Below are 19,945 nucleotides of genomic sequence, written 5' to 3'. Positions count from 1 at the left end.
TTCTGAACTTATAAACTCATCATTTCTTTAAACTTCACGGTTTGTCTTCTGCTCACTTCAATCTTCTCACCACCTTTCAAATCTACCAGCAGACCACCGTTGAAATAAGGCTCAATTTTTTCAATCCAACGAAGGTTGATGATATGTTTTCTGTTGGCTCGGAAGAACACCCTGTCATCCAATCTTTCTTCCAGTGCGTTCAAGGATTTCAGGATAAGTGGCTTATTGGTACCGAAGAATACTTTTGCATAATTGCCAACGCTTTCAAACAAACGTATTTCGCTTAGCTTCACAAACCAGCAACGTTCACCGTCTTTTACAAAAACTTGATCTTCTTCTGTGAGCGGACCGCGATTACCTTGTTGCAAACCAGCTTTCTCTTTCTGAATTTCCATCTGCAGTTTGTGGATGGCATCCGACAAACGCTTGGGCTCAATGGGTTTTTGCAGATAATCCAAAGCATTTACTTCAAAAGCTTTGATGGCATACTCGTCGTAAGCAGTCGTGAAAATCACCTTGGGCGCTCTTTCCACTTCTGTCAACAAATCGAAACCTGTTTTACCGGGCATTTGTATGTCCAGAAAAATCAATTCCGGATTCATACTTTCAATTTTCTCAATGCCGTCGTCCACATTTGCGGCTTCTTCAATAATCTCAATCTCAGGGTGCACTTGTAAGAGTTTTTTTAACTCGTTACGTGCCAATCGCTCGTCGTCAATGATGATTGCTTTAATGGCCATGTTTGTGTATTTATAGGACGCCTTCTACGGGCAAAATAACTTTTGCTTCAACAATACTATTTTCCTTTTCAGTAATGGAAAAAGAGGCTTTTTCGCCAAACAACAACTGTAAACGATGTTGTGTGCTGGATAGCCCGAACCCATCCTGATTAATCTCACCCGTGAGCTTACCGGTGTTTTGGACAATCAGCTCGTGGTGACTCTCACGGAAATCGGAAATCACTTTAATCAATCCACCTTCTTTCTGCTTACTGATGCCATGCTTAATGGCATTCTCCACCAGGGTTTGCAACATCATCGGCGGCACAGCCTGATCCAATGTGTCTTCATCAATATCATATTCCACACGCAACCTGTCTTCAAAACGAATATGCTCCAACGCCAGATAATCTTTCACAATATTCAATTCGCGCTCCAGCGGAGCAGTCTCTAGCTTTTCAGCCTGCATGCTGCTACGCAGCAGATTGCTTAATTCTGTAATGGCCGTTCTCGCTCTTTCCGGGTTTTCATCCACCAGTGCACGAATGCTATTCAAGGCATTGAAGATGAAATGCGGATTGATGTGTGACTTCAATGTTTTAAGCTGCAATTCCTTTACTAAGCTTTCTAATCTTACCTTATCCAGTTCAGTATTCTGACCTAACTCGATATAATGCCAGATATAGTAAATAGACGACCAAACAAGGATAATGGGTGTATCGTTAAAGAAATTGTACAGCGTTCTGCGCTCTAATGAGAATTTACGCTCGGGATTATAGAGTTTCAGCCATTCTACAATAGCACTATTCGCCAGACTATATAAAACAGAAATACCCAAAACCACCAGCCCCAGTTCAATCCATCTTCTCTTACGGAGGGGGGGTAACAACTTGAATGCATGGAACAAATAGCGGAGTACATGGGTAAAAATGAACCCGATAACGATGGTTAAAGCCAGTCTTTGGTATTGAAAAACAGATATTTTCTGATCGAATACGAATGCAAAAAACAATATGGTTAGTCCATACAACAGCCAGCCACCAAACTGGCACCACCAATATGCTAGTCTTGTCCTCATGCAAAACAAATATAACCAGCGGGTTGCCAAAAGAAGCCGGTTTCTTGACCAGTGGTCATATCCGTCCCTGTCTGGCAGAAACAAATGCTGAAAATCGGCGAACTAATGGGTTTGTGGAATGTTTTGACTCTTTGTATAGCCTTTCCTAAACGGCAAACAGCTATTTTTACAACCTAAAAAAGGATACATGGAGATTCAACCAGGCCCCCTGTTACAACAGCTCAATTCCCCGGATGACCTGAAAAAGATCAGCCGGGAGCAATTGCACCAGGTTTGTGACGAATTGCGCCAGTACATCATCGATATCGTGAGTGTACATGGTGGACATTTTGGCGCCAGTCTGGGTGTGGTGGAGCTAAGCGTGGCCCTGCATTATATCTACAATACCCCTTACGATCAACTCGTATGGGATGTAGGCCACCAGGCTTATGGACACAAGATTTTAACCGGCCGTCGCGATAATTTCCACACCAACCGTAAATACAAAGGCTTAAGTGGTTTCCCTAAGCGCAGCGAGAGTGAATTCGACACATTTGGTGTGGGGCACTCTTCTACCTCTATTTCTGCAGCATTGGGTATGGCCATGGCATCTAAATACAAGGGCGAGCCTGATAGAAAGGTGGTTGCCGTAATTGGCGATGGTTCTATGACAGCCGGTATGGCTTTCGAAGGCATGAACCATGCCGGCGTGGCCGATAGCGATGTGCTGATTATTCTGAACGATAACTGTATGAGCATCGACCCGAATGTGGGTGCGCTCAAAGAATATCTAACTGATATCTCTACTTCACCTACTTACAACAAAGTGCGCGATGAGGTATGGAATATCCTCGGCAAATTGCCGGTAGGCAAGAGCTTCAGCAGAGAAGTAGCCAGCAAGCTGGAACATGCGATGAAGGGCATGGTGAGCAAGAGCAGCAACTTGTTTGAAGCATTGAAACTGCGCTATTTTGGTCCGATTGACGGGCATAATATCACCAAGCTGGTAGATACACTCAAAGACTTGAGAGAAATTCCAGGCCCCAAGTTGTTGCATATTGTAACAGTGAAGGGTAAGGGTTATGCATTGGCTGAAAAAGACCAAACCAAATGGCATGCACCGGGCTTATTCGATAAAGTAACGGGTGAGATTTTCAAGAAAACCATCGATGCACCTCAGCCGCCTAAATACCAAGATGTATTTGGTCATACCATCATAGAACTCGCTGAAAAGAACGAGAAAGTAATGGGTGTAACACCAGCCATGCCTTCCGGTTCTTCGCTGAAATTCATGATGGATAAAATGCCGCACCGCGCTTTTGATGTGGGCATTTGCGAACAACATGCCGTAACCCTGAGTGCCGGTATGGCTACACAAGGCTTGCGTGTGTTCTGTAATATCTATTCTTCCTTCATGCAACGTGCTTTTGACCAAGTGGTGCATGATGTAGCGATACAGAAACTGCCTGTGGTCTTCTGTTTAGACAGAGCAGGCTTGGTGGGTGAAGACGGACCAACACACCATGGTGCGTATGATATTGCTTACATGCGTTGTATTCCTTACCTCGTGGTAAGTGCACCGATGAATGAGCAAGAATTACGTAACCTGATGTACACTGCTCAGTTGGAAAAGAACCAGCATCCATTTGTGATTCGTTATCCTAGAGGTGAAGGTGTGATGCCTGAGTGGAGAACACCACTGGAAGAAATTGAAATTGGTAAGGGACGTAAAATCAAAGATGGTCAGGAACTGGCAATCTTGAGTTTTGGTCACCCAGGCAATTTTGCTACCACTGCCATTCGTGAATTGCGCACAGAAGGTATTGATCCCGCACATTATGACCTTCGTTTTGTGAAGCCATTGGATGAGCAACTACTGCACGAAGTGTTCAGCAAGTACAACAAGATCATCACGGTAGAAGATGGCACCATTGTAGGTGGTTTTGGCAGTGCGATTCTAGAGTTTATGGCTAAGTACAATTATCAAGCTAAGGTGACGATGCTGGGCATTCCGGATAGAATCGTAGAACATGGCACCTTAAAAGAACTGCATAGAGAATGCGGCTACGACGCCAAAGCCATTGCAGACACCGCACGTGTGATGATGAAGGACACTGTGCTGGTGAGCCAGATTGCAGGATAATCCATCAACAATAATAGAACTATTTAAAGCCGCTTATTGCGGCTTTTTTATTGACTTACCCCGTTAATCAACGGAAAAAATCCGTGAAAACACCCCCACACTGTTTATAAAAGAAATTGTTTCTTCGTAATCATCAGGCTTTTGTACAATGCAAAAAATAAACCCTGCGACACTCAGGCTATTGGTTAGCGTTAGCTATTGCTGTATCATGATTAGTGGCATGCATATCGGCGGCCCATGGATTGCATATTTACTGATCACCTTATTCACTGCAGCATTGTATCCGCTTTCTTTTGCATACGCCATATTGGGTATTGGCGGTTTAGTTATTTACTTAATACGCACCTATACTTTTCTGGGTGGCGCATTGCTGCAACGATTGATTGGCCTTGGTGCCATGTGGCTTTCATTGATTGTATTTTTCACGAGCGAAGGCGGCGCTTACAACTACAACACTTTTCAAGAAATAGTGCCATTGATAAGCTTAGGGCTATTTGTTATATTGTCTTTCTTGCAGATAAAATTATTAATCAGCGGCTGGAGAAATCAGTACAAAAAAGCATAGCCACTTCAATGGGTAGAAATCGTTCGTTTATAAAAAAGCCTCTTAATAATAACGAGGCTTTCCCTTTATCGGTTGGTGTGCCCACCAACCGAAATAGATTACTTTATAAGTGAATACAATAAGACTACTTTCATTATTCTGGACGGTGAAGACACAGTCAGTAAAAGTGGCTATAATTGCTTTAGCGGAAGTAACTATTTTACAGCAGCAAAAGATGTTTATATATGGAGAATGCCTTTATAAAGAATAATCCAAAAAAAAGGTGTTTAATGAAAACTTACACTTTGTTGCTTTTATTGTCATCGATAGCGCTTATTTCGAGTTGTTCGGGAGTTAAAAGAATCAGGATAAATCATCAGACAAGGGATATGTATGTTAAGCATTTCAGGCTATACTATTTTAAATCAATAATTCGTGAGGGTTTTGAAAACTCAAAGTCAATAAACGAAATACTGTTGATTGATAATAGCATTGGCTTTGTTGAACCTATCTTTCCAACTGAAGATTATCTGTTTATCGATAGCCTTGCAAAAGCTGACTACTTAGCAATTATAAAAGATTCAATAGCGCGCAAAACTAGTATTGAAGGTAACCAAGGAAAAAAAGTATTTGAATTCGCACTTGAACGGTACTCCAGCAAAAGCACAAAAAGAACCGCAATTAAGCATTTCAGAAAATGGAAGAGGGTGGTGAATGTAAAATAATAATGAAAGCTAAGCTTTACAGAATCTTCAGCTAGCTAATTTACATGAATTGAGAGAGAATGGAGCAATGCCAAAGTCATTGCAGACACGGCACGCATGATGATGAAGGACAGTATGCTGGTGAGCCAAATAGTAGGATAATTCAGATAAATTTTTTGCATAAAAAAACCTCGTAACAATTACGAGGTTTTTTTATTTCTATTAGTTCAATTGCGGATCAAAGCCTAGCGTGCCGTCTTCAGTAGGATCAGCAGGCTTGTCCTCAAAACCACTCGGACCAAAGTCTGCATCTGTTAAGCCTTCTTCCTGCAATTCCGCTTCTCGGTTTTCATTCCACTCCACAATAAAATTATTGCGGCCTTCACCTGTCATGATCTTCATGAATTTCTGCTGAATCAGTTCCAGCATAGAGAGGAAAAGAAAGATGGCATGAATGCGGTTTTCGCAGACATCAAAGATTTTTTCGAAAGACACATTCTTTTCCTTGCGGATAAAATCCGTCATATAATCCCTGCTACCCTCCATGCTATAGTTGTAGCGCACAACGGTATGTACGGGCTTGTTCTGTCGGTCATGCACACGTTGCATCACTTTCTCAAAAGCCTTCATCAATCGGAATAAAGTGATGGTCTGGATTTCTGTTCCTTCAGACGCTTCCTCACCTATCTCAGACAGTTCTTTCTGTAAATTACCCCGCTTCACCATCAACATACGTACCGCTTCCATATCGGCCATCTGCACGGCAGCTTCTTTAAAGCGCTTGTATTCGAGGATTTTATCAATCAGCTCCTGACGTGGGTCAATCTCATTACCCTGTGCGTCCAATTCTTTTCTAGGTAACAACAATTTTGCTTTGATGCGCATTAATGTTGACACGAAGAGAATAAACTCACTGCTCAATTCAATATTCAGTTTTTCCTGCTGGTGGATATAGGCTAGAAAGTCCTGAATGATTTTATTGATGGGAATATTGTAGATATCCAGCTCATCTCTTTCGATGAAGAATAAGAGCAGGTCGAATGGACCTTCGAACTGGGGTAATTTGATCTGATAACTGGTAGTATTCACACAAACCGATTTGCTACAAAGAAAGCCGAAAATGCCCATCGGGGAAAGGCCGATGGGCATTGGTTATCCACAAAAAGCCCTCCCAAAAGGGCTGGGAAAACTTATTTTCTCAAAGCATCTCTGATTTCCATCAGGAGCTGATCTGTAGAAGATGGGCCGGGCGGTGGAGCAGGCGCAGCTTCTTCTGCTTTTTTCATCTTGTTCAGGGCCTTTACAACCATAAACAAAACGAAAGCAACAACTATAAATGAGATCACTGATGACAGGAAACTACCATACTTCACTGCACCCCATTTCAGGTCCTGGATATTCTGCAACTTGGCAGCTTCTAATGCCGGGTTCAGCAACAAAGGGGTAATCACATCATTGATAAGGGAAGTAACAATTGAGCCAAATGCACCACCAATGATTACACCAATGGCCAGATCGGCAACATTGCCCTTAACGGCAAACTCTTTGAATTCTTTAATGAAAGACATGGTTGAGGTTTTGATTGCTTTAAATATCTCAAATTCTGATTGAACAGGCAAGTTGTTTTCCGGGTTTCCTGTAGAAAGATGACCTTTGCGCAAATTTTTTACTTGAGCAAGCAATTATTGAACTGGTTATTATTCCTGATACTCTGCCTGATTTGGGGTAGCTCCTTCATGCTAATGAAATGGGGCATGTACGATGCCAATCAGCAACCCGTGCTTTCTCCCTTTGATGTGGCTGCTTTGCGGATGTTATCCTCCGGCTTGGTAATGCTCCCCTTTCTGCCATCGGCTTTGCGCAAAATGCCTAAGGGCAGCTGGAAAGCCGTATTACTCAGTGGATGGCTGGGCAGTTTCTTTCCAGCGTTTTTATTCACCATTGCTGAAACCAAGATTGATGGCGCATTGGCAGGTAGTTTGAATGCGCTTACCCCATTGTTTGTCATCATTACCGGCGCATTGTTTTTTCAAGTAAAGACCAATCAACAGAAACTAATGGGTGTACTCGTAGGCTTTGGTGGCTGTATGTTGCTGACCTATGCAAATACCAATCGCTCCCTGGGCTATGTAGCCTATACCGGATTTGTATTACTTGCAACCTTGTTCTATGGCATCAATGTAAACATGGTGCAGCAGAAGCTGCGTAATGTGGGCTCCTTGCACATTGCAGCGGTGGCATTTACGGGACTCATTCCTCCTTCATTGATTGTATTGTTCTTCAGCGGCTATTTCAACTTACCCCTTACTGAGGAGAAATATATTTTAGGCACAAGCGCCAGTGCAGTTTTGGGTGTACTAGGCACAGCCATTGCATCCATTCTGTTTTATATGCTGGTAAAAAGAGCCGGTGGGTTATTTGCTTCATTGGTTACATACGGCGTACCCTTTGTAGCCATAGGTTGGGGACTTTACTACAACGAGCAGATTACATTGATGCATGTTGCAGCATTGATGGTGATTTTGGCTGGCGTGTATATCGCCAATAAAACACCTAAATACAAGGCATAAAAAATCCCCGGCAAGCCGGGGATTTTCATTTATATAGTTTGATGATTATACTGTCATCATTTCTTTTTCTTTTGCAGCCAGGTGTTTTTCTACCAAGGCAATATGCTTATCCGTTAGCTCCTGAACATCTGCTTCTGCATCTTTTGCAGCATCTTCACTCAAACCATCTTTCTGCATTTTCTTGATGTTTTCAATGGCATCTCGGCGGATGTTTCGAATAGCAACTTTAGAATGCTCCCCTTCTCCGCTGGCTTTTTTGAACAATTCTTTTCTGCGCTCTTCTGTTAAAGGTGGCAGAAACAAACGAATCTGGTTACCATCATTCTGTGGCGTTATACCAATATTCGCCATCATGATGGCTTTTTCAATTGGGCCCAGCATATTCTTTTCCCATGGTTGAATGCTGATCGTCTTCGCATCCAATACAGTTACATTGGCTACCTGATTAATAGGTGTGGGAGAACCGTAATAGTCTACATTAATACCATCGAGCATATTGGGATTGGCTTTACCAGCACGGATCTTGATCAATTCTGCTTCCAGGTGATCAATGGCTTTTTTCATGTGCTCAGCTGCATCATCCAATACAAGTTGTAATTCGTCTGTCATAACCTTGAAATTAGGGTGGGCAAATCTACAGAATTCTGCAATCGCTGGGGCAAATCATACCCAGACACTACTGAGATACTTTATGAGAGGAAATTGCGTACTGAACGGCGGAATCGTTCCTGACGCTCCAGCTTGCTGCCTTTGATCACACGCATTTGTGCTGTTTTCCTTGGATAGTACTTTAACAAGGAAATGCCTGCAAAAAATACCAATACCTGAAGGCCAATAACTTTGGTTGTTCCCAGAGGCATAGCCAGATAACTCAGGAAGATAAATAAGATGGATAGTCCGCTTAAGGAAAGGGTAATCTTACGATGACTATACCCTCTGTCCAACATTAAATGGTGAACGTGATTCCTGTCGGGAGAGAAGGGTGAGCGTCCATGTAAAATACGAATGGCAAATACACGCAAAGTATCCAGCAATGGTATCATCAAGATGCCAAACCCGATTGCAGGTGTGGTTAAGATGGGCAGAATCTGCGACTGCTCACCAGTTTCAATGAAACGAATGACCAGAATGGCATTGACTGCGCCGGCTAGCATGGCTCCTGTATCGCCCATAAAAATGCGTGCAGGAGAATAATTGTATATCAGAAAAGCCATCAAACTTGCTGCAAAAGAATAACCCAGTAGGGCATAGAAAATATCGTTGCTAAGCAAGAAGAAAGTACCAAAGGATAAACAGGTAATTACGCTCAGAGAACCGGCCAGACCATCTACGCCATCAATCAGGTTATAGGCATTCATTACCACCAGAATCGTAAAACCGGTTAGCAGATAACTTACAGCAGGATCGATGTAAGTAATATTCAAAAAACCATACATGTTGGTAATCAACAAATTGGCTTTAAACATCAAAATCGCCACCACGGCCATTTGTCCCATGAATTTTTTCATTGGCGAAAGCATCAGGATATCATCCTTGATACCAAAGAAGAAAATCACGATAAAACAGGCAATGAAATATTGGAATACGCCAAAAACCTCTTGCGCATTGGTGAACAACAATACACCCAACATAAAACCGACGAAAATGCCCAGTCCGCCCAAGGAAGGAACGGGCGCAGAATGTATCTTCCTGTCGCCAGGTAGATCATACAATTTCTTCCAATTGGCAACCAGAATGATTACCGGAATGGAATAAAAAGTGATGACAAAAGATAATATGGACCCAAACAGAATATTCTCCACGTGTTGAAAGTGCAAAATTTACAATTGGTTGTTTAATAAGTTACGTTCTATTCGCTCGGGGAAGGCCAAAGTAAGGCATTTTTGCCGAAACTATGCTAATCATTGACGTATTACTATTCTTTTTAATTGATTTTCAATACGCCATCACACATTAAGAAATGGTGACCCGATGCAACACGCAACTTTTGAAAAGATATCCAAAAGACTATCTTCGCAGCCTAAAAAATACCCATGGAAACGCTTGAGTTGAAAAATATGGCCACACAGGTGCGCCGTGATATCGTTAGAATGGTTCATGCTGTACAAAGTGGTCACCCAGGAGGCTCTCTCGGCTGTGCAGATTTCCTGACTGCGCTCTATTTCAAGGCCATGGAGCATTCCAATAATTTTTCCATGGATGCGGTGAATGAAGACATTTTTATTCTCTCAAACGGACATATTTCACCCGTTTTTTATTCAGTACTGGCAAGAGCAGGCTATTTTGATGTAAAAGAATTGGCTAGTTTCCGCAAACTGAATACCCGTTTACAGGGCCACCCCACTACCCACGAACATCTGCCAGGTGTACGTATTGCCAGCGGTTCTTTGGGCCAAGGTATGAGTGTTGCTATTGGTGCTGCTTTAACAAAAAAGTTGAATGGCGATAAGCATTTGGTTTACTCACTGCATGGCGATGGTGAACTGCAGGAAGGCCAAATCTGGGAAGCGGTGATGTTTGCAGCACACCATAAAGTAGATAACCTGATTGCCACTATCGACTGGAATGGTCAGCAGATTGATGGCCCTACCAGTAAAGTAATGTCGCTCGACAACCTGCGCGCCAAATTTGAAGCATTCAACTGGGAAGTAATGGAAATGGAGGGCAATGATATGGATGCAGTAGTTGCCGGACTGAACAAAGCCAAAGCCGCAACAGGCAATGGCAAACCCATTTGTATTTTGATGAAGACTGCGATGGGCAAGGGTGTTGATTTTATGGAAGGCAGCCATGAATGGCATGGCATTGCACCAAACGATGAGCAACTCGCCAAAGCCTTAGCACAATTACCTGAAACTGTTGGAGATTATTAATAGCAAGGCCTCGGGAAACCGGGGCCTCAACTTTTTAAGGAAAAACTCTGCAGACTTGCTTTGCGCGAAGGCAGCCAGGACGCTAAAAGCGCAATCACCACTATCGTAATACCCACCAGCAGAAAATCCTGCCAAATCATTTTTACGGGATAATAATCAACCAGAAAAGAATTGCCTTTGAGTGCAATCAGTTTGAATTGCACTTGTGCCCAGCAAATAATTGTTGCCAGCAACATACCTGCTCCACCACCAATTGCGGCGAGTAATAAACCCTCACGCAGGAATACACCTTGCACCCATTGTGCTGAAGCGCCAATAGCCTTGAGCACAGCAATATCTTTTTGTTTTTCAAGCACCAGCATGGTTAATGCGCCAATCATGTTAAATGCTGCAACTACCAGTATCAAAGAGAGCATAGCATAAATGATCCATTTCTCAGAACGCATGATCTTGAACAAACTCTTGTTCTGTTCAAATCTTGTTTCAACCAAAAATGCATTACCCAGGGCTTGTTGCAGCTTGGCTTTTACCTTGTCCATATCCTGCAAGCCGCAATGCAGTTCAATCGCACTTACCGCATCAACAGGCATATCCAGCATGTAACGCAGAAAATCAATATTGGTGAACACATATTTATTATCAAACTCCTGCTGCACCAGAAAAGTGCCTGCATACACAGTCTGAAAACTATTCAGTCCTTCCAAGGATGAGATGGTATTTGACTTCTTATCGGGAACATATAAAGTCAAAGGCAGGGCAGCATCTTCAAAACCAAGACCAATAGCATTTTCCACGCCTGCACCTATCACCAGGCCAGGCTGATCAATATTGCCAGTTGTAAACTGGCCACGCACCAGATGTTTTTGTATGGCATTCACTTTTGCATAATCCGGGTCAATACCTTTCACCGTAACAATACTCTGCATATCGCCATTGCGTAAGAGCGCCTTCTCTTCTACCACTGCAGTACTGGAAGACACACCCTCAATTGCTTGAATCTTTTTACGCAATGCCGCATCTGCTACAAAGCTTTTCCCTTTTGCAGGCACAATGCGGATATCTGCATAAAAATCTGCGTACAAACTTTTCACCATGTCTTCAAAACCATTGAAGACACTTAATACAATAATCAGGGCTGCAGCACCAACGCCAATGGCTACCACACTGATCCACGCAATGAGGTTAATGGTATTGGTAGATTTTTTAGACCGGAAATAACGCCAGGCAAAAAATGACTGCATGGGTTTATTTTACTTGATCAGGAGGGGTCTTCAGGTTTGCGCTCAGACTCAATCTTCTTGAAGATTTCTTCCATTTTGAACACATGATCGAGGGTATCATCCTTGAAATACTGTAGAACTGGGATTCTTCTCAGCTGATGTTTTACCTTATCAGCCAGTTCCTTTTTGATTTCCCAGGCTTTGCTATCGATCATATGCAAGGCTTCACGCTCATCTTCCATATTGAACAAACTCAGGTAGATACGCGCTTCCAGCAGGTCTGGCGTAACCTTTACAGAGGAAATAGAGACCATGCCCCCATTGATCATATTCAGTCCCAGCCTTCTGAAAATTTCGTTAAGTTCATGGAGCAGCACGGCTGCCACCTGTTTTTGACGCTTACCTTCTTGCATAAATGATACCTTTGCTCCGCTGCAAAAGTATTGAAATCAGGCAGCAAGCGGCATTTAAATTCAACGGATGAAAAAATACCTCGGTCTCGTCAAGTATCTCAAGCCTTATCGGAAGAATATTGTACTCTACCTGATTTTTGTGCTTTTCGCGGTGATCTTCAGTGTGGTATCTATTGCCATGCTCTTTCCTTTTCTGGAAATCATCTTTAACAATAAGCTCGTTACTGAAATTCCTCCATTTGAATTAAGTGGGGAATGGGTGCTGGACTATATGCGCTACTACTTCAGCATGATTATACAAGCGCATAGCAAGACCTATGCACTTGGCTTGGTCTGCATCTTTATTGTAACAGCCATTTTTTTGAAAAACCTTTTTGTGTACTTGAGTTATTATGCCATGAGCCCCATCCGTAATGGCATGATGGTGCAGTTACGTAATGATCTTTACAATAAGATACTCACCCTGCCTATCGGCTTTTTCACCGAACAAAAGAAAGGCGATATCATTAGCCGCATGACCAATGATACCTGGGAACTGGAGAGTGCTGTCGCTAACACGCTAGACGGTTTAATTAAAGAGCCCATCAATATCATCTTCTTTTTAGGCACACTGGTATTCCTGAGTCCGCAACTTTCCTTACTGCTGTTTATACTTTTACCTGTTGCCGGTTTCATCATAGGCCGCATCAGCAAGAGCCTGAAAAAGCAGAGCAATATTGCTGCAGAAAAATCATCTGAGGGCTTAAGCATCTTGGAAGAGACATTGGGTGGCATGCGCGTGATCAAGGCTTTCAATGCTGAGCGACATATCCGCAATAAATTTCTGCAAACCAATGATGCACTATTTCATGTAAAGAACAAGATGAATTTTCGTCGCGACCTTGCCAGTCCGATTAGCGAGTTTCTTGGCATCGTCGTACTCTGTGTGATTCTCTGGTTTGGTGGTAACTTGATTTTAGAGAACAAAGGTTTTGGTTTGAATGGTGCTGCATTCATCATGTATATTGGTGTATTTAGTCAAATCATCAATCCATCAAAATCTTTGAGCACGGCATTTTACAATATGCAGCGCGGCACATCGGCGCTAACACGAATTGAAGCGATTTTACAAACACCAATTACAGTTGCAGATAACCCTAATGGAAAGCAGTTAACTGAATTCAAACAAAGCATTGAGTTCAGAAATGTGTCGTTTTATTATGAAGACACACCTATTCTGCAAAACATCAATCTCACCATTGAGAAAGGCAAGACCATCGCCCTCGTTGGTTCTTCCGGTGCGGGCAAGAGTACACTGGCTGATTTGGTGCCCCGCTTTCACGATGTAAGCAGCGGCGAATTGTTAATTGATGGCGTGAATATTAAAGACTACCAATTAGAAAGTTTGCGTAGCCAGATTAGTATTGTAACACAAGAACCTATTCTCTTCAATGATACCATTGCCAATAATATCGCCTTAGGTACCAAACCTGATATGCAGTCTATTCGCGAAGCAGCACGCGTTGCAAATGCATTACAGTTTATCGAAAACAAAGAAGAAGGATTTGATACCAATATTGGGGATCGCGGTGGTAAACTGAGTGGTGGTGAACGGCAGCGCCTTACCATTGCCCGTGCGGTATTGAAGAACCCGCCCATCCTGATTTTGGATGAAGCCACATCCTCATTGGATACTGAAAGCGAAAGGCTGGTGCAGGATGCCATCAATAATATGATGCAGAACAGAACCAGCATTGTGATTGCACATAGACTCTCTACCATACGTCATGCAGATGAAATCATCGTGTTGCAGAAGGGACAAATCGCCGAGCGTGGCACCCATGATCAACTGATTGCACAAGGCGGTATCTATCGAAGATTGGTGGAGATGCAGGAAGTAAAATAACCCAACAAAAAAGGCAGTCTTTCGACTGCCTTTTTCTATTCGCTGACGCCGCTGTTGGTGTTATCACCAACAGTGAATAGCTTACGCTATATCTTTATTTATGGAATAAAAATACATGCAATTCCCAACCTTATACCCAACATTTTTTACCGCCACCTGCAATAACTGGCTGCACTTACTGCAAGATGTTCAATGTAAAGATATCATCCTCAACAGCCTATCTTTTTTAGTTGAAAAGCAAAGGATTCGGGTATTTGGTTTCGTGATCATGAACAATCACCTGCATATGATTTGGCAAATATTGGGCGACCATAAACCCGAGGATGTACAAAGAGATTTTCTAAAATATACAGGACAGCAAATTAAATTTTATCTCCAAAAAAACAACCCGGAGCTTTTAGAGAAATGTAGGGTGAACGCAAAAGACAGGCAGTTTCAAATTTGGAAAAGAAATGCTTTAAGCATTGAGATTTTTTCAGAAGCTGTAATGGTGCAAAAACTAAATTATATTCACCTCAACCCCGTAAGAGCTGGCATGGTGCTACTGCCAGAAGATTACTTGTATTCATCTGCTGCTTTCTATGAACTACAACTCGAACGATTCAGCTTCTTGTCACATTATAAAGACAAAAGTCCTGGTTGCGGGTGATAACACCACGCAACGGCGGCAAGGCGAAAACTGTTGTTGGTGAGAAACACCAACAACAGCAAAGATGCAGGAAGTAAAATAACCAACAAAAAAGGCAGTCTTTCGACTGCCTTTTTCTATTCGTTGAATGAATTGATTATTGTTCAACTGCTGGCTTTACCAAACCCAGTTTTGCTTCCAGGCTTAAAGTAGCATGTGGTACTGCGCGCAATCTGGCTTTATCAATCAACTTACCGGTAACACGACAAATACCATAAGTCTTGCTTTCGATACGCATCAATGCTTTCTCCAGGTGATCTATATACGTGATCTGACGGCTAGCCATCTGACTCAACTGTTCTCTTTCCATGCTCATTGAACCATCTTCCATAGTCATGTAACGAGCATCATCATTATCACCACCCATTTCATCCTTACGGGTAATCAAACCCTGCAGATAAACGAGTTCTTTCTTAGCTGCTTCCAGCTTCTTGTTGATCAACTCACGAAACTCAGCTAAATCAGCATCAGAATATCTAACTAAAGGTGCACTTGGTGCAGGTGTTGGCTCAGCTCTTTTTTCCATAGGTGTATATCCGGGCTTATAGGGTACAGCAGACTTCGCACTAATCTTTGGCACTTTCACCTCTTTTGGTGGCTCAGGCTGTTTTTTAGGCTTGGGCGGAGGAGGAGGTGCAATAGCTGGTGCTGGTTTTGCAACCGGCGCTGGCTTGGCGGCAGGAGCTGCTTTTGCTGCTGGCGCAGGTGCAGGGGCTGGCTTAGCTGGCGCTGCCTTTGCAGGAACAGGCTTAGCAACCGGCTTGGCAGCTGGCTTTACTGGTGCTTTTGCTACAGGCTTTGCAGGCACTTTTGGCGCTGGCTTAGGTGCCGGCTTAGCAGATGCTTTTTTGGCGGGGGCAGCTTTTTTAGCAGGAGCCGCCTTTTTAGCTGGCGCTGCAGCTTTCTTAGCTGGCGCAGCTTTTTTGGCCGGTGCTGCTTTTTTTGCAGGGGCCGCCTTCTTGGCCGGAGCAGCTTTCTTGGCTGCTGGCTTAGGTGCCGGCTTTACTGCTTTTTTGGGTGCTGGTTTCTTTGTTGCCATAGCATCATTTTTTTATTACGTTGACTTTCAGCAAGATATCATTAATTTCTACTTCTACACCGGCTTCCAAAGCAGGCATAAACTCGATGCTATCTGCCAAAATTTCGGCGCAAATATAGTCCTTAAATTCATTTATAGATGGCATGAGTACCTCATGCTGAGCCACTTGCACGAATATACGGTCTGTGAGTTCAAAACCTTGTTCTTTGCGGATATTTTGTACACGGTTGATGAATTCGCGTGCATCACCCTCTTTTTTGAGTGACTCTGAGAGGGTTATATCCAAAGCAACAGTAAGACTGCCTTTAGATGCAACACTCCATCCGGGAATATCTTCCGCCACAATTTCCACTTCATTCAACTGCAGACTGTAGGTACCGGCTGAAAGCTGGATACTTATTTCACCTGCTTTCTCCAGTTCAGCAATCTGGTGCTGCGTAAACTGACCAATCAAGGCAGCAGCTTCCTTCATCTGCGCACCCAGCTTGGCGCCAAGCACTTTGAAGTTGGCCTTGATCTTTTTATTGATCACACCCTCGGTATCGGTGATATAGGTCAGCTCCTTCACATTCACTTCCGCCTTGATCAAATCTTCCACACGCTCTAATTGCAGTTTCATCTCTGGATTCAACACAGGAATCAAGACTTTCTGCAATGGCTGACGCACTTTGATATTGACTTTCTTACGGATAGACAACACTAAAGAAGATACATCCTGCGCCAATTGCATGCGTTCTTCCAAGGATGCATCAATCGCAGCTTCATTCGCTTTCGGATATGCTGCGTGGTGTACGCTTGCTGCATTAATTCTGCCAGTCACGGCATTCAAACGCTGGAACACAGCATCACTAAAGAATGGCGAAATTGGTGCCATCAGTCTGATCAATGTTTCCAAACACTCGTACAAAGTCTGGTAAGCCGCAATCTTATCGCCTTCATACTCACCCTTCCAGAAACGGCGGCGACATAAACGCACGTACCAGTTACTTAAATGCTCATCTACAAACTCCTCAATCAAACGGCCTGCTGCGGTAGGCTCATAATCATCCATTGCCGCACTGGCTTTTTTGATCAGGGTATTGAGTGATGATAAAATCCAACGATCAATCTCGGGTCTTTCCGCCAGCGGGATATACGCTTCTTTAAAAGCGAAACCATCCACATTGGCATAAAGCACAAAGAATTGATAGGTATTGTAGAGTGTACCAAAGAATTTACGCTGCACTTCCTGAATACCGGCAAGATCAAACTTGAGGTTATCCCAAGGTGATGCATTGGTGATGAGGTACCAGCGCGTAGCATCAGCGCCATATTTCTCGATGGTTTCAAATGGATTCACCACGTTGCCGAGGCGCTTACTCATTTTATTACCATTCTTATCCAAGACCAATCCGTTACTCACTACTGTCTTATACGCCACACCAGCCTGATCGCCTGCTGCTTTCATACCCGATGCATCCCACAAGCCAGCTTGCTTCAACTCTTCTTCTACACTTTCTTTAATCAATGAACCCAACGCATGCAGGGTATAGAACCAACCTCTGGTTTGATCCACACCTTCCGCAATGAAATCAGCCGGATAATTCTGCGCGAATATTTCCTTGTTCTCAAATGGAAAATGCCATTGCGCATAAGGCATGGCACCACTATCAAACCATACATCCACCAGATCAGGTACACGATGCATGGGTTTGCCTGAAGGCGATTGCAGGATCACTGCATCAACTTGTGGCTTATGTAAATCAGTCACTTTTTGTACCGGACTATCCGGATGAATCTTACCAGTTAATTCTTCGATGCTGCCGATGCAGATTTCTTCTGCACCATCAGCTGTTCTCCAAATAGGTAATGGTGTGCCCCAGTAGCGACTGCGGCTCAAGTTCCAATCAACCATATTCTCCAACCAGTTACCGAAACGACCTTCACCGGTAGAAGCCGGTTTCCAACGAATGGTCTTATTCAAATCCACCATGCGCTCTTTCAGCGAAGTGGTACGAATAAACCAAGCATCCAATGGATAATACAAAATAGGCTTATCTGTTCTCCAGCAATGCGGATAACTGTGCTCGTATTTCTCTACTTTAAATGCACGGTTCTCTTTCTTCAACTTCACGCAGATGTCTACGTTCACATCTACATAGTTGGGATCGTCTTTATAATTCTTGACATAACGATTGCTGAACTCACCCAAACCATCTACAAACTTCCCCTCACGATCAACCATCGTCAGAATACCGATGCCATACTTCTTGCCTACTTTAAAGTCATCTGCACCAAAAGCCGGTGCGGTATGTACAATACCGGTACCGTCTTCCGTAGTAACGAAATCACCCAGAATGATGCGGAAAGGATCGCCACCTGCATGCTGCGGCGCATTGGCTTCATAAGGCAGCAATTGCTCATATCTGCATTCTTCAATATCCTTACCCTTGAAACTGGTGATGATTTTCCAAGGCAGTAGTTTTGCTTGCTCGTTGTAGCCTTCAAAATCACCATTCTCGCCCTCCGGCTTGAAATACTTACCCAACAAGGCTTTTGCCAAAACAATATTGATAGGTAAATGCGTATATGGATTGAAAGTTTGTACCAACACATAGTCAATCTCAGGGCCAACAGTTAAGCCAAGATTGGATGGCAGCGTCCAGGGTGTGGTAGTCCAAGCCATGAAGAAAACTTCTGCGCCATGCACTGCTTCATGCAAGAATTTACTCTTTTCATCCTGCACCGCACGGAACATCACTACTGCGCTGGTATCCTTCACATCCTTGTACGTACCGGGCTGATTCAATTCATGTGATGACAAACCTGTACCTGCTGCAGGTGAGTAAGGCTGGATACTGACACTTTGATACAACAAACCTTTATCGTACAACTGCTTCAGCAACCACCACAACGTTTCTATATAATTGTTGTCGAAAGTGATGTATGGATCATTCAGATCAACCCAATAACCCATCTTAGTCGTCAACTCATCCCACTTATCCTTGTACCGCAATACCGCTTCACGGCATTTCTGGTTGTATTCTTCTACCGTAATTTTCTTACCGATATCTTCTTTGGTAATACCCAATTCCTTCTCCACACCTAGTTCAACAGGCAAACCGTGGGTATCCCATCCGCCCTTGCGCTTTACCTGAAAACCTTGCATGGTTTTGTAGCGACAAACCATGTCTTTCAAAGTTCTGGAGATCACGTGGTGAATGCCGGGCATGCCATTGGCACTTGGAGGGCCTTCATAGAACACAAAGGGCTTGGCCCCGGCTCTCAGCTCCACACTTTTTTCGAATGCCTGTTCGCTCTTCCAGCGGGCCAGTATCTCCTGCTCTATGGATGGCAGGTTCAGTCCGCCGAACTCCTGGTATTTTGCGCTCATAATCAATAGAATCCTTGCCTGACGGCGATTTTTATGGTTTGCGAAGGTAAGGAAAAGCGGGGGTTGTAGCGGCCGGGTAAATGGCATAAAAAAACCCCGCATTTGCGGGGCTCCAAACGCCTCATTTGCAATTTGGATTAAAAAGTTCTGCTGCCACTGGCCTGATGCGCAAAGCGGAGCTTGTATTTGATCTTGGTAGGTCTGGTTGGCGGTACTACCGGATTACCATTATCATCAGCAGGATCTGCGCTCAACACTTCCATTTTTGCGTAAGTGTTTCTTGCCGTTTTGAATACAAAAGTCTTACCGGCAATTGGCGCAAAAGTTCTGGTTGTGCTGTTATAGATATACCACTGCGCACCCTTCACTGCCAACTGAGCTGCGGTGGTATCATAAGCATAGCCAGTAGCCGGCGCTTCAAGCACTGATTCGAAAGTGCTATTGAGCACTTGCACACCAGCCGAACCGGGACCAGAAGCATTGCTATTCACAATGAATTTTTCAAAACGCATACCGAAATCCCACTTGGTAGAAGCAGAATCTGCATTAGCCACTCTTGCACCCGTTTCAAAACTGAACAGATCATGTGGGCCAACTGATGTACCTGATACCAGAAAATCTACAGAAGTCACTACGGCAGGCGTAGGCTTATCTTCCTTCTTACAACTAACCAAAGCAGCAACTGCAAACACGGTCATCAAAACGCTTCTCATAACA

General features: G+C 43.5%; 18 protein-coding genes. 7 read left to right on the top strand and 11 right to left on the bottom strand.

All coding sequences use genetic code 11. The annotated features are described in order from the left end of the window. Window positions 1–8 precede the first annotated feature (8 nt). Both J0L83_13420 and J0L83_13415 read right to left on the bottom strand, forming a co-directional pair. Window positions 9–740, bottom strand: coding sequence for a response regulator transcription factor (locus J0L83_13420; protein ID MBN8665576.1), 732 nt, complete (start codon window positions 738–740; stop codon window positions 9–11). Between the two features lie 10 nt (window positions 741–750). Beyond that, window positions 751–1,797 carry a histidine kinase gene (locus tag J0L83_13415; protein MBN8665575.1) on the bottom strand — a complete coding sequence of 349 codons (1,047 nt, stop codon included), beginning with the start codon at window positions 1,795–1,797 and terminating at the stop codon, window positions 751–753. A gap of 187 nt (window positions 1,798–1,984) precedes the next feature. Here J0L83_13415 and J0L83_13410 point away from each other — a divergent pair, with 187 nt between their 5' ends. The 3 genes from J0L83_13410 (at window position 1,985) to J0L83_13400 (ending at window position 5,188) form a co-directional block, all read left to right on the top strand. After that, on the top strand, window positions 1,985–3,919 hold the full coding sequence (locus J0L83_13410) for a 1-deoxy-D-xylulose-5-phosphate synthase (protein MBN8665574.1): 1,935 nt from the start codon (window positions 1,985–1,987) through the stop codon (window positions 3,917–3,919). Between the two features lie 148 nt (window positions 3,920–4,067). Then, window positions 4,068–4,484: a hypothetical protein gene (locus J0L83_13405; protein MBN8665573.1), complete on the top strand. Its 417-nt coding sequence runs from the start codon at window positions 4,068–4,070 to the stop codon at window positions 4,482–4,484. Between the two features lie 224 nt (window positions 4,485–4,708). Continuing rightward, window positions 4,709–5,188, top strand: coding sequence for a hypothetical protein (locus J0L83_13400; GenBank protein MBN8665572.1), 480 nt, complete (start codon window positions 4,709–4,711; stop codon window positions 5,186–5,188). A 201-nt stretch (window positions 5,189–5,389) separates the two neighbouring features. Here the strand turns inward: J0L83_13400 and J0L83_13395 are convergent, their stop codons facing one another. Further along, window positions 5,390–6,295, bottom strand: a complete 906-nt coding sequence (locus J0L83_13395; GenBank protein ID MBN8665571.1) for a segregation/condensation protein A — start codon at window positions 6,293–6,295, stop codon at window positions 5,390–5,392. Window positions 6,296–6,357: 62 nt separating this feature from the next. Next, window positions 6,358–6,735, bottom strand: coding sequence for a large conductance mechanosensitive channel protein MscL (gene mscL / locus J0L83_13390; protein ID MBN8665570.1), 378 nt, complete (start codon window positions 6,733–6,735; stop codon window positions 6,358–6,360). A gap of 102 nt (window positions 6,736–6,837) precedes the next feature. Between mscL and J0L83_13385 the strand changes: the two genes are divergently transcribed. Beyond that, on the top strand, window positions 6,838–7,737 hold the full coding sequence (locus tag J0L83_13385) for a DMT family transporter (protein MBN8665569.1): 900 nt from the start codon (window positions 6,838–6,840) through the stop codon (window positions 7,735–7,737). 45 nt (window positions 7,738–7,782) lie between these two features. Here the strand turns inward: J0L83_13385 and frr are convergent, their stop codons facing one another. Together frr and J0L83_13375 are read right to left on the bottom strand one after the other, a co-directional pair. Beyond that, window positions 7,783–8,346, bottom strand: coding sequence for a ribosome recycling factor (gene frr / locus J0L83_13380; protein ID MBN8665568.1), 564 nt, complete (start codon window positions 8,344–8,346; stop codon window positions 7,783–7,785). 80 nt (window positions 8,347–8,426) lie between these two features. After that, window positions 8,427–9,539, bottom strand: a complete 1,113-nt coding sequence (locus J0L83_13375; protein MBN8665567.1) for an undecaprenyl/decaprenyl-phosphate alpha-N-acetylglucosaminyl 1-phosphate transferase — start codon at window positions 9,537–9,539, stop codon at window positions 8,427–8,429. Between the two features lie 231 nt (window positions 9,540–9,770). On the opposite strand from J0L83_13375, the gene J0L83_13370 reads away from it, so the two are divergent. After that, on the top strand, window positions 9,771–10,610 hold the full coding sequence (locus tag J0L83_13370) for a transketolase (GenBank protein MBN8665566.1): 840 nt from the start codon (window positions 9,771–9,773) through the stop codon (window positions 10,608–10,610). 26 nt (window positions 10,611–10,636) lie between these two features. On the opposite strand, the gene J0L83_13365 is transcribed toward J0L83_13370, so the two are convergent. Both J0L83_13365 and J0L83_13360 read right to left on the bottom strand, forming a co-directional pair. Further along, the gene (locus J0L83_13365) at window positions 10,637–11,851 is read right to left on the bottom strand and encodes an ABC transporter permease (GenBank protein MBN8665565.1); all 1,215 of its coding nucleotides are present in this window, start codon (window positions 11,849–11,851) and stop codon (window positions 10,637–10,639) included. A 17-nt stretch (window positions 11,852–11,868) separates the two neighbouring features. After that, entirely contained in the window at window positions 11,869–12,243 is a 375-nt protein-coding gene (locus tag J0L83_13360; protein MBN8665564.1) for a ribosome-binding factor A, read from the bottom strand. Window positions 12,244–12,310: 67 nt separating this feature from the next. Here J0L83_13360 and J0L83_13355 point away from each other — a divergent pair, with 67 nt between their 5' ends. Then, entirely contained in the window at window positions 12,311–14,128 is a 1,818-nt protein-coding gene (locus J0L83_13355; protein MBN8665563.1) for an ABC transporter ATP-binding protein, read from the top strand. A gap of 115 nt (window positions 14,129–14,243) precedes the next feature. Further along, window positions 14,244–14,777 carry a transposase gene (locus J0L83_13350; GenBank protein MBN8665562.1) on the top strand — a complete coding sequence of 178 codons (534 nt, stop codon included), beginning with the start codon at window positions 14,244–14,246 and terminating at the stop codon, window positions 14,775–14,777. A 136-nt stretch (window positions 14,778–14,913) separates the two neighbouring features. Here the strand turns inward: J0L83_13350 and J0L83_13345 are convergent, their stop codons facing one another. The 3 genes from J0L83_13345 to J0L83_13335 all read right to left on the bottom strand — a co-directional run bounded on the left by J0L83_13345 (window position 14,914) and on the right by J0L83_13335 (window position 19,941). After that, on the bottom strand, window positions 14,914–15,855 hold the full coding sequence (locus tag J0L83_13345) for a TraR/DksA family transcriptional regulator (protein ID MBN8665561.1): 942 nt from the start codon (window positions 15,853–15,855) through the stop codon (window positions 14,914–14,916). Between the two features lie 4 nt (window positions 15,856–15,859). After that, window positions 15,860–19,228 carry an isoleucine--tRNA ligase gene (locus J0L83_13340; protein MBN8665560.1) on the bottom strand — a complete coding sequence of 1,123 codons (3,369 nt, stop codon included), beginning with the start codon at window positions 19,226–19,228 and terminating at the stop codon, window positions 15,860–15,862. 137 nt (window positions 19,229–19,365) lie between these two features. Next, window positions 19,366–19,941 carry an HmuY family protein gene (locus J0L83_13335; GenBank protein ID MBN8665559.1) on the bottom strand — a complete coding sequence of 192 codons (576 nt, stop codon included), beginning with the start codon at window positions 19,939–19,941 and terminating at the stop codon, window positions 19,366–19,368. Between the last annotated feature and the right edge of the window lie 4 nt (window positions 19,942–19,945).

It is taken from the genome of Chitinophagales bacterium (assembly GCA_017303835.1).
Lineage (GTDB): Bacteria > Bacteroidota > Bacteroidia > Chitinophagales > Chitinophagaceae > JAFLBI01.
Note: the sequence above shows the minus strand (reverse complement) of the source record. Positions and strands in the feature narration are given on the sequence as shown.